Source organism: Endozoicomonas sp. PH6C, from assembly GCF_059322965.1.
Window position 1 is genome coordinate 2,204,760 of record NZ_CP185342.1, and the last position, 15,818, is coordinate 2,220,577.

Sequence of the window (15,818 nt, forward strand, 5' to 3'; positions counted from 1 at the left end):
TGGCTTCCCGATTGTTGTCTGCCAGAAGGGTATAGAGAGTATTGGCCTGGTTCAGCGCAGGCAGGGAAACCCATTGTTGGGCAGCGTCAAAACCAATGGAGTTGCCCAGTTGCGCCAGTTGTCCGGCCTCCTTTGGCCAGCCAGATTGGAACAGGGCAGCATCAACTGCCTCTATACTCTTGGCCAGACTCAGGGCATAGAACCGGTCGACAACTGTGCCGAAGGACTCGAGGGTCAGCGAAGGGTTCTTCTTCATTCCAAGCTCAATGATGACCGCCGTATCCGTGACCCGCAAGCTGGACGCCTGCAGTAAAATATGGGGGTTTAACCGCCAGTGGACAGGCCGCCCCGCACTCAGGTCAAGCCGGTGCTGCTTGTGGAATTCTCGACGATGGCTTTCCCCCTGGTGACTGAGAATTTCAATAAACCGCCCGACATCATCCCGGAAACGGTCGGGTGCCAGCTGGCCGTCCTGCAGGGCTTGCCGGTACAGTCTGCCGCTGTGGCGCCTATCCAGAAACGATCCGGGAAACTGGCTACTGTGTGACCCCCTCAGCAGCATCTGTTGAAGATCGGGTGATGGGGCCTTTTTGTGGGTTACCGGCAACAGAGAGCCAGCATGAAAATAGACCTTGCTGCCATCTTCGGTGGTCAGCGTGTTCTCGCCTGAGAGCGATTCCAGACTCTTGATGCGAAACATCGCCGGTGTCTCAGGATTATCACCTTGAATGATCTGCTCATTAATAACGCCAAGCTGGATTTTGGTAAGGGCACGGGCCAGCCGCCTGACATCGGCCTCCGGATAGTTGGAAGAATATTGACCCAGTGCTTCCACCAGGGTGAAACGCCGCGATTTCGGTAATGACGAGAAGCGTCTCGAAAACCACGGCCAGTCGGTATCCATCCTGGACATTGCCATTTCAAGAAAGGTACGGGTAACCTCCTGATCGCGGCCCAGCGAGTCTGGTTTTAACGCCAGCTTGAGAGGGCCCGTCAGCTTATCGGACTGATACAGCTGCTCCATACTGCTACTTTCGAGCGGCAGAGCTGCGTCCAGCAGATAATGGCCATCGGCGTCTTTGAAGACCCGTCGCGTTGTGTCGTACTCTGACATCAGCCCGGTCCAGAGTTCCCGGTATTTTCCGCCATCCGCCAGGGGTAGCGAGTAGGTGTCAGGCAGTGTGCCGGGCAAGAGTCCGGCGCCGTTGGCAAGTCGGTAATCCAGGGTCGTCCCCAGCAGATCCTTGATCCTGTCTCCTGCTTGCGGGTCCGGGGTACCGGCTGCCTGTTGTGCAAGATCAGTGACCAGATCGTCAGTGACTTGTTGCAGGCCAACACGGTTGATGTGGTGACTGAGTGTGGTCACGGCACCGTCTGAGAGGTAAGTGTGGATATAGTCTGCCAGCCTTACCCCCGGAAACAGGGCTTGCCCGGGCAGTTCGTCGCTCGACAGTCGGAACAACAACAGGGTAAACAGCGACCTTAACTGGGCATGGGTTACCTCGTTGCCTGAAGCCGGGGTAACAGTGCTCACAAACCGGGTGGCGGCCTGCAGGCTGGCCAGCAGCCGCTCTTTCTCAGGACCATCAGTGACAGCAAACAGGACAGGGGCCAGGGGCTTGTCCAAATTCCCGGAGGCAAACCTCAGGATGATTCCGGTGTCTGCACTGCCGGTGATTTTTGTCTGCCAGATGGTCTTCGGCTCATCAACATAAGGAGGCAGCCGGTGCCTGAAATACCCGTCAAACTTTGAGTGAAAGAGTTGGTCACTGAGCGGTTGAGGCTGCGTCGAGATAATTTTGTCCACTGCGTAAAAAGTGGCTTCCAACTTATCCCTGTTGGTGGTCTGGTGACTCAGTGCAAGGGGGGGCGTTACCAGTTGCAAACCCGGATAGAGTCCCGGACCAAGCCATTTCAGGGTGGTCAAAGGTGTAGCACCGATTTTTATCGGGCTTTGATACATCAGGGTGTGTGATCCGGTGGGTCTGTGGACCGTGTAAGTTATTTTTTCAAAGATTAACCGGCCCAGGGCGTTGTCTTTTTTTACTGGCTCCGTGTTGGCAAGCCGTTCGTGAAAGGTCCAGACCAAATCCCGGTTTTTAACCGAGCCAGACAAGGTCGAGATTGTTTTACCCAGTGCCTGAAAAGCGGCATCCAGCAAAGGCCGGTGCCTGCTTAGCTCATCCAGGGAGAGCGGGGCTGTTATCAGTTGCAGGCCCGGTTGACTGTCGGCAGCCAGCCATTGAAGGGTGAATAAAGGTGAGTCATTGACGACTGTCGGGCTTCTGGCCAGCAGGCTTTCCGGTATGGCAGGTTTGTCAATGGTGTAGGTTTTTTCAAGGACGATCCGGCCAGATGCAGTGTCCTCTTTCAGATTCAGATTCCCGGTGTCGGCAAGCTGCACCAGGGGCGCCAGCCCCATTTGCTGGCGAACCCTTCTTTCAATCCCTTCAACCTCTGAAGGGGCAAGCTGACGGCCGCCATTCAGTTCATAGCCGGATTTAACCAGGGCAGTAAACACTGGAATCAAGCTGGACAAACGGTTTTTTTGGCTGGCAGCGGCATCGGTGTTAATCACCACTTTCTCGCCAGTGTGTGATAACCAAACGACGATTTGCTGCTTTCCGGCCACGGCTTTCGGGGCATCAACGGTCAGGGTCTGATCTTGAGATGAAGTTGCGGGATCGTTCCTGATTTTCTTCCGGTAATCTTCGCCCAGGGGCGTTGCCAGGAAGTCCTGAAGACCATCGACTAATAAAAGATACTCTGTGCCCCCATAACGAAAGTAAGCAGGGCTCAGTTTTACCGATATGTGGCGGTCAATCTTAAATGCAGTAGTGCCATCGAACGAATCACGGTCATCATAAAACGGGTCAATAGTCTCGACCAATATCATTGTTTTCAGACCGGCAACCAGGGATGCTTTCTTCTCCGTAAGGGCCTGTTGCAGATAAGTGCATCCCGCTTTCCCGATAGCCTGACGCAGAACCAGGCCCGCCCGTTTATCGGGCAGATTCCTGTGTGTCTCCACCAGAGCCGAGATAAAAGTGTCCAGGGATACTTTGGGGTGCTGACGATGGTAGTTCCTAACCCGTTCAAAAGCCTCTTTCAGCCTGCCCTGATCATGCTGGGAGGACAACCGGTACAGAACCCGGGCGAAATCCGCGACCGACCCGGAAGCAAATTGCCAGTTGTGATTGATGCGGCTGATGCCATCCACAAACTGTGTGTACAGGGCGTCTTTCTGCTTTGGAAAAGCGACCGGTACCAGTTCTGAGGTCAGGCCATAATTACGGCCAGTGGTGATTGCCGATAATCTCCAGATCGCCCGTAACTCCGTTTGAGCCTGACCGACAGCCGCCACGTCGGGATGGTTTAGCAGGGCGGTTGCGAACAGCTTTCCTGTAGCGATAGCCTCACGGTTATCAAAAGTGGTGTCTTTTATTCCCACCGTCAGGGTCAGTGGATTGCTATCAAGGTGACTCTGATACAGGTAGCTTTCGGAGTTAAGGGTAATGATTATTTCACGACACAAGCGACCCAGTGACATTCCGTTCCCGGAAACTGCCTTTCCCGACTCAAGAACCGCTTTAATAAAATCTTCGGCTCCGGTAAACAAGTACAGAAGTCGGTAAAGACTGGCGGGCAGATTGAACCTTGCCAGCTGCTGCCAGCGGGCGACAAGCAGGGCGTCGCTGTCAGTGGCTGTGGCAGGCAGCTGATGATCCCAGCTGGGCATCCGCTGAAGGTTAAAATCAACAGACACCATTTTTTGCAACTGCGCCAGGGTGTCCCAGGATGATTCTGACCGCCCGCCGGTCATTGCCCAGAGGTTGGCCGTCAGCAGCAACCGGCTCAGTGTGTCCTGCCCGATGATGTCCGGTGCTGCTTCGTGATAGTCGAAGAAGGAGCGGGTTACATGCTCCAGCTTTGCCTGGCTGAGTTGACCCAGCCGGTCGAGGATAGACTGCTCGATCCAGTCCCGGTGATGTCTGGACAGGATGTCAGTGGTGAGCAGGGATCGGGCTCTAATAAAAAAGATCCCGTCAACGTCCGGGTCTGCACCCAGTAAACCCCGGTTCTGAACGAATTTTATTACCGCAGCCGTTGAATGGCCGGGAGGGGAAAAGCCTATCTTTTTGAGTGCAGGCCAGGGTTCACGAACCTCCAGGGTGCCGAGGTAACGGACTCCATCCAGGCCACTGTTGTAACGAGTGACAGGTTGTCTTAAGGTTCCTGGGGCATCGATAAAAATAAACGTCGGTTCTTTGTCTTTGCCTTGCGGTAATTCAATATAGTCATAGTAATTACTCAGGGGTAAAGGCATCCTCCCATGTTCGATACGATAATCCAGGGTGTCGATAAACAGCGATTTTAATCTGGCTTGCAGTAGTTTTTCGGGCGCTGTCCACTGTCTGCCAGTGCCTTCAGTCTCAGAGCCCACTCTGGCCAACTCATTGACCGTTTCCTGCATCAATGAAGCAAAGGCTTGCCAGCCGTAATCCCGGATGGCTGACTTAAGTTGAGCAGCATCCAGATCAGAGATAACAGTCATTAAAAAATCGGCGGTACCCAGTTTCAATAATCCTTCAAGTTGAGTGACCGGTGAGCCTTTAATACCCTGTTTATCTCTGTCAAATTCCCTGGTTGAACTGTCCAATGCCTGCTTGTACAAATGGGCAGTAAACATGGATTTCAGCAAGTCAGAATTCAGACTCAGTTTTTTTGAGACATTTGAAGCCATATATTGGCTCAACTGAAAAACTCGCCTTAATACATCACTTTTCCTCGGAGCAATAAGAGTGGCAATATAGGATGTTATATCCCCAATCCCGCTAAGATCGACCCCGATATTAACCTGAACATGGTAAGGTAATGGCTTTCCTTTTAGCTCGGCAGGCAATGAGACCTCAGGATTCATCTTTGAATTAGTGTGTAACCGGTATTCTTCTAAATCGTCAGTGGGATTATTGCCAAGCAGCTTGTTATTATACTCTTGAGTGATGTCGTCTACGGTATAACCACTCTTAGGTAAATTCGCTAAAACCTTGGCTAAGGTATTGGTGGCTCGTGATAAAGCTGAGGATTCATCCATATAATCCGAGAGAGGCTTGGGCCCGGTAATGATTTCAATGATAGAGCGACCATCATTGTCATCGGTAGATAGAACCAGAGCAGGGTAGGTAGGGTTCAAAAGCTCTTTAGGGATATATTTAGTAAACGCAAGCGATTGTCTCGATTCAGCATCTACGGTTATGCAATCAAACTCTATTTCAAGACCGAGCCGTCCTCCTTGAGTGTCATCAGGGACAGCTGGAAGTTTTGCATCCTTTTGTAATATCGTAATGTCATCAACGCCAATGTCCCGCAGTATGTTTTTTTGAAGGGTTTCAGAATCGCTGTCGATGCCTTCCAACCGATTTGCTGCAACAATATACCGGACTATCAGGCTTGATAAAGTGTGATAGTGTTCAACCCGCATTTTGCCTTCAGTGACATACTGGCCCGGATCAATTTTCAGGACACAACCGGTATTATTAACCAGAATCGGTTCCGGCTGAGTTGTACCCGATGAAGCGGGAGGGGTGATGACCAGTAATAGTCGGACAGAGTCGGGTATTTTGACCTTGTTGAAGCCTTTGCCGACAGAACCATCAATAATACCTTGATCCACCAGTTTCTGGAGGTTTTCAAAGGTCTGGCTCCGCGTTTTCTCCAACGTTTTGGAAAAAGCCTGGTATTTAAAAGTGCTTTTGAATATTCGAAGCGTTCTGATAATAACATCCTGCGCTGAATGCATCTTGTTTGAAGGCGCATCGTTTTTCAGAATATCTTCGATATATTGGGCAGAGAACAAGATCGCGATCTGCGAGCGCGAGCCTTCGTCGCCATAGAAAGCCAGCGGCACTTCTCTGAGAATTCCGGGACTGCCCGCTTTGATTTTGTGACCATGGAAGTATGAAGACGTTCCGCCTGTGTCTGGAGGGTTTTGCATAGAACCCAAATCTGTCAATAACCTTTCCCTGTCTTCAGCGGGCAAACCGGAGCTGGATATTCCTGTTTCCAACGTCTGGTAATCCGCTTTCTGCAACGCCAGCGCAGAACGCAGCTGCGAATCCTGCGTCTGTTGCCAGTAATCCCTGTATATATTAACCAGACCCTGCACAAACCCATCGACAGTGGTCTCCGGCTTTATTTCGAGGTGATTAATAACGGTTCTGACGGAGCGGGCAAGGCGCTCTTCCCTGAACAATACCTCCAGTGCCCAATGAAAATCATCCACAGAGCCCCGGGCAAACTTAAGATCATGGTCATTACTCTGAGCGGCCAGCAGCTGATAAAGCGGATCGCTGTCAGCGGGCAGCGGCTGCAGTTTCAGTCCGTTGTTAAAACCGTAACGGCCAGCAGGAGATCGAGGGTCATCCGTTTCCCATATTTCCATAGCCCTGGTGATAACAGAGTGGGGTGCCTGCCTTGCATGCAGTTGCAGGAGCAGAGCCAGTCCGCAGGATTGGGTCATCACCCGGGTGAGGTGGGAATCAAACGATTCTGGTCGTGCACTCGACAGTCCGACCTGAATGATAGCGGGCTCATTTTTTTCCCACTGCCGTATAATCACCCGGCTGTCGAAGATCAAACGGTCGGGTGCCAGCTTTATATCAACGGGTGGCGTGATCGTCTCCAAACCATTCTCTGTCTGCCATTTGCGCCAGAGCAGAAGGCTATCGATGAATTTATTCGGTTTATTGAAATAGCCAATCACATCCTCCAGTCCTTTTGGTGGTTCATCCCATTGCGCCAGCTCACGCAGCTGGGAGCGATAGGCATTATGATCAATGGCAGAGATAAAAAAGGGCGAACGAGCCCCCAGAACGGTCTGTGAGGAAGAATAGCGATCTTCGTCGTAGGGCAGAGAAAAGTCCAGATAAGCCCGGTGTTCAGGGTTTTCCGGAAGCGGAACCCTGAAGCCGCTGTTGTCGTCGGGAAGTCGGCTGGACAACTCCGCAATCAGCAGCTTCTGCTGGCGATTGGGTTTGTCACCGTTTTCCAGCGTGGTGACTACGCTGGCCACCAGACGCGACAAGAGTTTTTGCATCAGGCTCTGGACTGCCCGGTGCCCGGTGTCGAAGTGTTCGATTTCATTGGCCAGTGTGACCACATCAGCCAGCGGCAGTCGGGCCATTTTTTCATCGAGCCGCTGTTCTGGCAGGGAGGCTGAGTGATGGGAATAGGCTGACTCAATGGTCTTGATCAGCGTTTGGGCATTACGCTTCTCCAGCGGACCTGAGGACTGGAGCATAAACAGGATATTGCGCAGATTGTCCGGAAAAATCCCGCCGTTAAACTCTGGCACGCTCACCAGAACATAAGTTTCGCCCGCAGGGTTGGCGACAACAGGCAGGTATTTGCCAGGTTTGTCGCCAGCAAAAGACTCTCTGTCAGGCCGAGGCACAGGATCCGTGAAACTGACCTTACCATCCGGTTGGTGCTTCAGCCTTTTTTTAACCTCACGCGAAAGGGTATTTTGAAACGACTTTCTTTGTTCATGCCTTTTCCAGGCGTTCAGTCTCGGTGCTTTTTGTTCCGCCCGTTTGTCGGCCAGAAAGTCACCCAATAACCTTCTCAGAGTCTTGACGTACTGCTGGGCCAATTCGGAAAAGTCATTTCGTAGCTTTTGGGCATTCAGGGCAAGCAGGTCATCTTTTCCCAATACCGAAACCAGCAGATCAGGACTAGAAACCCGGAACGGATCTATGTCGTGGCCACCGGGTGCAATAATGTCCTGTAAAGACCCATGCAGCAGGCGGGTAAACAGTGTTGCCATGGCGTCAGATGGCGGGCTTGCGACTTGCCGGGCCAGCTGATATCCCGCCTGCTGGGTCTGGAAAAAGTTCTCCTGCGCATAAGGATTACCATAGGCCAGCAAGCCAATACCCGAAAACGGGTCACCAATTGAGTCTGCACGAACAAAGGCGCTGAGGTGCAGCTTTCTTGGTGCCCCTGTCTGCACAAAAGGCAGTTCAGCATCGACAGTCGGCAACGGCATCAACCGGTAAGGGGAAAAGTTATCACGGGTGACTTGTTGCAGCCGAAGGTTGTAATGGTCAACCAGGTCGGAGAGTTTCTGCCTGCCATTGTTTTGGTGATTGTTGTCGATAATCGTATCAAGCAGTAAGCGTCTGGCCTGATCGAAATGAGGGGCATTCTTGCCCAGATAGGCATAATTCCTGCCGAGGGGCAAAGCGGGTAAATTCCGGAGTTTTTTCACCAGCCCTTCTGCAACCGGGAGCTGGCGGGGCATTAACTGTCCCCGTTCGTCTTCTTCAAGCACCAGCTTGACGCGAGGGTCTGATTGTGACCACAGCACATTGCCATCGGCAGGGAGAATGCCGGTCCATTTGCGCCCGAGCATATCCACCGCCACCAGGGCATTACGGACAGTGATTCGTTTTGTCCTGATTTTACCAAACAGTTTCCTGGCGAACTTTTCCACAGGGTAGTGCTCCCCGCTGGCAGCAGCGCCACAACCCACCAAACTGACGGTGCTGACAAATTGCCCGCCAGTTATGCGCTTGAGCACCTCGGCCAATTGGCCAACCGTCTTCCCGCCCAGGAGAAACTCTCTGGAATCGGCCTTTTTGCGAAACAGGCCCAAGCCAGCCTTGTTACCCTCACTACCATGACCCACAACAATAATACGTGTGTCGTCTTTAATAAAACCGGCTCGCAATATCCTGAGCTCAATGTCACGGCCTGTCACTGGATTAATCAAGGTACCATCAGGCTTCAGTCGTATATGCCAGCTAAAATAGGGCTGGTATTTTTTCCTCAGGTAAAAGCTGGCTTTGACTTCATTGTCGCTGTTACCCAGCTGGAGAATAATCTGGTTGCCATAATGGCTGTCTTGCTCATCGTTCAGGGCATAACGCACGGTTTTATCAACAGTGGTGACCCAGCTACTGGCCTGTTCATCAGTTTCCAAACTCACTAAATCAATCTTTGCCAATGGATTAATTTGCGTGAAATAGGATTTTTTTTCGTAATCAAGAAGATCCTCTCCTGAAAGATAAGCATTGAAATATTGCTTCATGACATCACGAAACACACTTGGCCCTGATAGCTGCAAGGTCGAGCCGGATCCATACATTATTCCATCAGTCCGATATGAAATAAAAAAACCGGCGGTTACTCGATCGATTCCCAATTCATTGATAACGGCTGCCTTGACTTCAGCGAGATCGTAACTATAAAGTTTTGATGGATTGTCTATATCTAAACGTTCAATCAACTGATGCCGTTTTATCATTTCTTGCTTAACTGTCTTGAGAACCTGGCTGTCCCGTGGCGCAATAATTAAACTATTTCTGGGCTCGACCATTTTTGAAAAAACCAAGGTTATTTCTGCTGAACCAGGAATAGCCCTGATGGATTCTGGAAAAACGAAAAGAGGCTCTTTTTTGTGATTGGCTATGACCTCTCTAACAGCCTGGGTAAAATCAGGGTATTTTTCCTTTAATTGATTATATTTCTCCTGTATTTCCGGATCAGGATTTCTTTTAGGAAAAAGTTGTTCCGGCCCTGGCTCACTTAAATACTCCATAATCAGATGATTAATTAAATTATTCAGCTGGCCTTCAATTAAAAGATTTTCCGGAGGGTTAATGTGTTTAAACAAATTTTGATTATAAGGAGGTAGCGAGTCGACATCCAAATAGACACCTCCCTCACTCTTATCTTTAATAAGCAGATCTACTCTTATCAGGTCCGATGCTGCTGCTAAAACCGCCCTCAGCCCAAGCTCTTTCTCGTACCACTTTTTCAGGCTGGCTTCATTGCCTGCCTGCCAGAGCTGGTTGATATCGGCCAGTGTGAATCCCCCGGATCCGGGGTTGCCCCGAAGCCTGGTCAGTTCATTGGCAAAATCCGTGAATTCCTTCAGGCTTTGCCTTTGTATTTGTGCTAATTCTCCTCGATCCATACCCAAGTGGTTGACTAAAAATACCTTTGCCATGTCGTCGAAGGTTTTGCCCTGGGCAATGCCATTTTTTATAGTGCTGTAGGCCAGATCTTGTAGCTGAAAAATACGTGCCAAAAATTCATGTTTGCTACTTGCTTCTGCCAGAAATGCTTCGGGTATTTTCTCAGCGGCAACAGCGTTACGTATTTCCCGGGCAAGCACCGGCGCCAGCAACGCTTGCGGGTCGTACCAGAGCGTTAGCGGCCAGGAAGAAACCATCTTGGCCCAGACCTTGAGATGAGCTTTAACACCTTCGTTGAGACGACCAATCCAGATAAAGTTAAGCTTTTCAGGTACCTCGACCAAAGCATCCAGCAGGTACTGGTTTATTGTCGCGGCCAGATGGGAGGTCACAGCTCCACCAGGAAGAATTCTGGGCAGTTTTTTCTGCATCCGATAGACAAGCATGTATTTTCCAAGAGCCGTTCCGTCCTGACGACGTTGGTCAAATTTTGTGATTATCCTCTCCAGCGCTGCTAAATCATTCGGCTCGAGAACACCCAGCAGATGCGGCTCCAGACTGTGCTTGAACATGGTCAGGGTCGGCACCAGATCATCAGGATTGCTTGGCCCCAGCAACCCGCTGTTCTCTGACAAAACAGAGGGCAGCTGACGGAGTCTGATGGCACCTTCAGCCAATGTGTCTTTTGCGGACAAGCGTTCGACTTTGATTTCACCGTTACTTATGCGAAAGGCTTTCAGCTTGTCAGAGCTGTCGGCCAGTGACCAGGTCGCCAGACCCGAGTCAGAGAGCAGGCCAACCCACAGGCGCCCCCAGATATCGACTCTCAAAAGACCGTCACGGGCAGTCACTGCTGAGGTTTTTGTTGCTTTCAGGGTTTCTTTCAGGTACTGGCTGACAAGACCATTGTCGTCAATGCCTGAGCCAATCAGATTAATGGTTTTAACCGGGGTATCACCAGTCAATTCATTGATTTTTTTTGATAGTTCAGAAGCGGTTTGACCGCTCAGGGTAAATTTCCCGCTCCCGGAGTTACCTAGACCTACCACATGAATTCGGCTTTCAATGTCCAGAAACCTGCCAATATCGACCTTGTTGACCTTTGCGCCTGTCTCTCCATCTAACCAATCACCATTATCAATGACCAGCCAACGGATTGAGTTATAAGTTTGCTGGTGATTTTTATATTTGCGAAACAGGTAACGGCACGCCCTGCTGATCGGGTTATTATCAGCAGGATCCAGCTGGATAATCAGTTGTTGGCTGTATTGGCTTGTGCTCTGCGGATCCGTCTTAATATAATTTGTGATGTCGTTTTCGTGGTACCAGAAAGCTTCTGTTTCGCTGGAAATGGTATAGCGTGTCCCGGAAGGCAATAGAAGATAATCAAGTAAAGCTCTATGGCTTTCAGTCCAATCTACTGCACTATTGCTTGCTGACAACGCGTCATCACCATTCAGTAATTGGTAGCCTTCCGAAAATTTCCATACACCACCGAGTCGATAATAAGCCAATTTCGGGGTATCAATTCCTGCTTTGGTGAAAAACGTTTTTGTATCCTGGATAGATTTCCAATCTGTTACGCTTGGCAATTTATATTGATCAATCGTCTGGTATTTTAATAAGAGGCTGTTTTCGACCGCCTTCATGGTCGGGTCGCCCTGTGATACTGAAAAAAAACGACTTTGCATGTTTTTTAGTGGCAGGTCGATCGTACCGGGAATAATTTTAACTTCTCCCAGAGGTTCAAACAGTTGCGAGGGATCAGCACTCGCCAAACGCTGCTCGATGTCATTCTTTAACCGGGGGTATTTTTTACCGAACCAGGCAAGATCGTCTGCAACCCTTTGTTCAATCGCAGGGTCTTTGTCATCAGGAAGGAATGCTTTGCCAAGCTGTTGGATGACAAGCTGTACCTGTACCGTCATTACCCTGCTCCAATCGGTAATGCTGACGTCAGAGAAATCAATACCCTTGAAAAGATCCTTATTAATGACCGGCGAAAGGAACGTATCAGAATAAACACCACCGAGAGTGCCAAGCACCCTGCTTTTCACCAGTGCACTGGCTGCATGCTTGTTACCACGTAACCCCAGCTCTCTTAAATAGTAACCTTTGGCCTTATCTCCCTCTTCTCCGTAAGCATCGGTCCAGACCGTTTTAATATCCTCGCGGGAAAACTTCGCACCGGGATAAGAAGACTCTACCTTCTGTTTAAATCGCCGGTAGGCATTCATCATTTGGTTTTTTATCTCATCAATATCCGATGATTTATGGTTGAGGTGGCGCACCAGAAAATTCTTCACCGCCAGATCAAATCCATGACCCTGTTTCATGTCTGACTCTATGAATTTCCAGGCCTGGTCTTGCAGCTTCATGAATCCTTCCATTAAATCCGAGTCAAAATTAGACGGATCACTGGGACTGGATTGACTGGTTAATTGACTGATCACTGCTTTTTTGAGGGCATTGGTAAGCAGAGTAGTGAGCATTGCGTCCGGGTCGTACCAGAGGGTTATTTGTAAATCGGACTTTGAATTGGCTGCAATCCATAACCAGACCCGGTTTAGCTCCCCGGCCGTTGGGCTAATGCTGACAAAATGCAGCTTTTCAGGGACTGGCACCATGCTGGATTCAATCCAGCTCTGGATGTCTGTAGCCAGTTTCGCAAATGTTTCACCGGTTTCCAGCGGGTGGTTCTCGGTCAGGTCAATGAGTTGATCGTAGACCCCTAATACCAAAGCGAAGGTAGATGGAGTCTGCTCATGGCGAGAGCCATCAAGCTTGACAAAAGCTTCTAGCAGGTCTTCAACACGTGCGTTCAAGTGGTCGTTTGCGGCGCGCTGATACTCTAATAACGGCGCGAATTTTTCCAGGAACGCATCGGAGTCAGGAATCAGTTTGTCAATTAATTTCAGGTCCTGAACTTCAGCAGAATCAGGATCGGTATCGGAACGGCGAACTCTGCGCTTTGCCACTGGTCTGGTCACTGCGTTATAGCGCCACAGGGGGAGAGGCGGTGAGTCGTCAAGCGCAGTTATTGTGCCAATGGCAGCCAGTTGCAGACGATAGGTACCCTTCCCGTCAGGCTCTGCTGTCAGTTGCAGATGACGCCCCAGAGACCCGTATCCGGTCACTGCCAGAGTTATGGATTTTTTACTGTCTGTCGCTGTCGTTTGATTAAACCTTACCTGTACGGGCAGGGTTTCTTTGATCATCACCTGACGGGGGTTTACTACCGGTAACGACAGTTCGTCCTGTCCGGGGTTGTCCTGCCGTGGCAAACCCAGTTCAGTACGAATCCGGTTTTTGGCCGCATTGGTATCTGCTTCTGGCGCCAGCCCGAGCGCCAGCTGCAATGCCTCTCCCAGCTGGTAAAAGAACGAAAGATGGCCTGCAAGCCACCCGGAACCATAGGGTAAATCCCCTTCATCCGGATCAAAAGGGATCAGCGTGAAGGTGCCGTTATTAACTGTCTGGTTAACCGGTACAAGATCATAAGCCGTGTCATTTTTCCTACCATGCTCGATTGGCAGGTAGGTCAGCGGGCCGGACTGACTGTCGGGGAATGCACCATTGCGACCGGGGATAATTAAACTGACATACTCTCCGGGGATCGTCCTGTTGCGCTCATCGGGGGGTATTTTCAGTAAACCTTGGTCGTGTATATCGCCAAGGGTGTCAGGTCTTATCGGGGTTGTTACGTTGCCCGACAGCATCCGTAACCCTTCGGTATTGTTCAACCGGTGTCTGAACAGCTCGCTGGCATCCACCAGTTGCCGCAGGTCACTGGCGAGGGTCTGGTTACTGGTGCTGGTCAGGTAGTCCCGTGTCAGGTAAACCCCAATCCAGTCACCCAGAGCCTTGAGGGTAAGGAATCTGCCCCGAACGCTGCTGGTGGCATTGTTGCTGGTAGAATTGTTTAAGAGCGGCGCCTGCTCCGGCTCGAACAGACCATCGTATTCATCCTGTTGTGCCTCGTCATTTTTTTTTAGTTGCTGAAGGTTTGCCAGGAACGGGTTGTCGGGGTCTCTGGCAGTCAGCCAGTCCAGACTGGCATCAAGTGCCCTGCGGAAAAACCATTGTTCACTGCGCAGCGGCTGTTCGCCATAAACTGTGACAATGGCCTCGAGCAAATCCGCCATTTCCCCGGCTGTGTGGTTAGTCTCAGCTAACGCCTGCCAGTCTCCCATAACGCTGGCAAGTGCTGGCGCCAGCCCGTCACCTTGATAAAGTTCCCGGACGGCATCAACAAAGTCTTCCGCTGTGCCACCTCGTTTCCTGAGATCATGGCGTTGGCCTGACACCAGTCGCTGGTAGAGATCGCCGGACTCTTGTGGCCATTGCCGGGCCTGGTAGCGTTCATCAAGCCCATAATGCGGTTGCAGTGCTTTCAGCCTGTTGTCAGTGATTCCCCAGAGCTGTTCAATACCGGCCACAGCCACGGCATTGTCGGTCAGGGTTTTTCGCCATGCAGGTACCAACAGGGATGACAGTCCGTGTCCAAGAGCCTCGTCAGAGTGCCGGGAAAGATCAGCGGCCCCCAGACGAATCAGTGGCTGACTGTCGTTTGTGAAGGTTGCGTCACTGTCAATAAACAATCGGTCGGACTCTGCCTTGATAAGAGGGACCTTGTTATCCGGGCCACCCGGATCACTGGCAATCTGCAGTCCGTGAAGAAAAGTCAGCAATTGCCGGTTAAAACCACCGTATAGAAACAGTCCTGCCAATTTCTTGAGGTCAAAAACCAGCCGCTGGAGCGTTTGTGCCGGATTCTTGTAACCGAGTGAATGGTAGCCTTCCACATCAAGGGTGATGTCGACCAGTCGCAGTGGCGGAGCGGCGTCGCCCTGGGGGTATACCCTGATGCCTATTTCTGTTCCGTTAACCCGGGTGCGGTAACCATCGCCAAAAGCAGGACAGGCTATTGTCTCGTCGATGCGCAAAAGAGGCGCGACGGGTGTGAAAGCAAAAAAACTGTCAGGCACTGGTCTGGTAACATTGCCTGTTGGAGGGATCTCCTCGCTTTTGAGCCAGGCAAGTGTTTGACCAAGATCGTTTTTAGAATGCCAGTGTCTGGCTTGCAGTTGGGCACTTAGAGGAGTTGGCGGCTTCCCAGGATTTTTTGGGGCATTGAACAGATCAGGAAACAAAGACTCCAGCCAATAGAGTGAAACCGGTGATACTTTCTGATTCAACCATTTGGCAGCCAGGGTTTCAGAGATAAAGTCGAGCTGTGTTTGAGTGGCTATAGCGGAAACCACGTCATCAGTCTGGCTGATGGGAGACGGGATTAAACCACCACTATTTTCTGCGGAACCATGCTGGCGAGCCTGAAATTCTGACCAGAAGTTATTGGGGTCACAGGCTTCATAAACGACCATTGCTATATTGTTTAGCAACCTGGCAACGAGCCGGTCAGTTCCGGGAGCATCGGCCAGACTGGAGGGTTGGCCTGAAGCCTGGGGCAATGATGACGGATTGATGATCGATTGCCCGATTAAAAATGTCACGCCATCGTCATCATAATAGATATTCTGCCCCGGCAAATCACGGTCAGACAGGATAATACTGATATTCCGATGTATATAGTGAGGAAAAAGACCGGACTGCTCGACTAGCCAGAAAGCTCGGTCAATGGCTGTCCTGACAGTACTGATGTGTGCTGGCGTGGCAAAGCCCGACATCGGTCGGGCCCGGTCCGTCGACAGCTTGATGGCAAAAGTATCAGTATTAACACTGGCCGAGTAGAACCAGCCATTGCTGGTCTCGAGCCACTGTCTTTTGGGAGAAGGATTGAGAGGATTGGTATCGGTCAGACTGGCAGGCATACGGGAA

Annotated in this window: 1 protein-coding gene (only partly in view); it reads right to left on the reverse strand. The window is 50.8% G+C overall.

The window, feature by feature from the left end:
- Window positions 1-15,811 carry the 5' portion of a TcdA/TcdB catalytic glycosyltransferase domain-containing protein gene (locus ACOMG9_RS08650; protein ID WP_494530093.1) on the reverse strand. Its footprint begins 12,740 nt before the window's first position, so the window shows 15,811 of its 28,551 coding nt (coding positions 1-15,811); the start codon lies at window positions 15,809-15,811; its stop codon lies beyond the left edge, outside the window.
- Window positions 15,812-15,818: the final 7 nt, after the last annotated feature.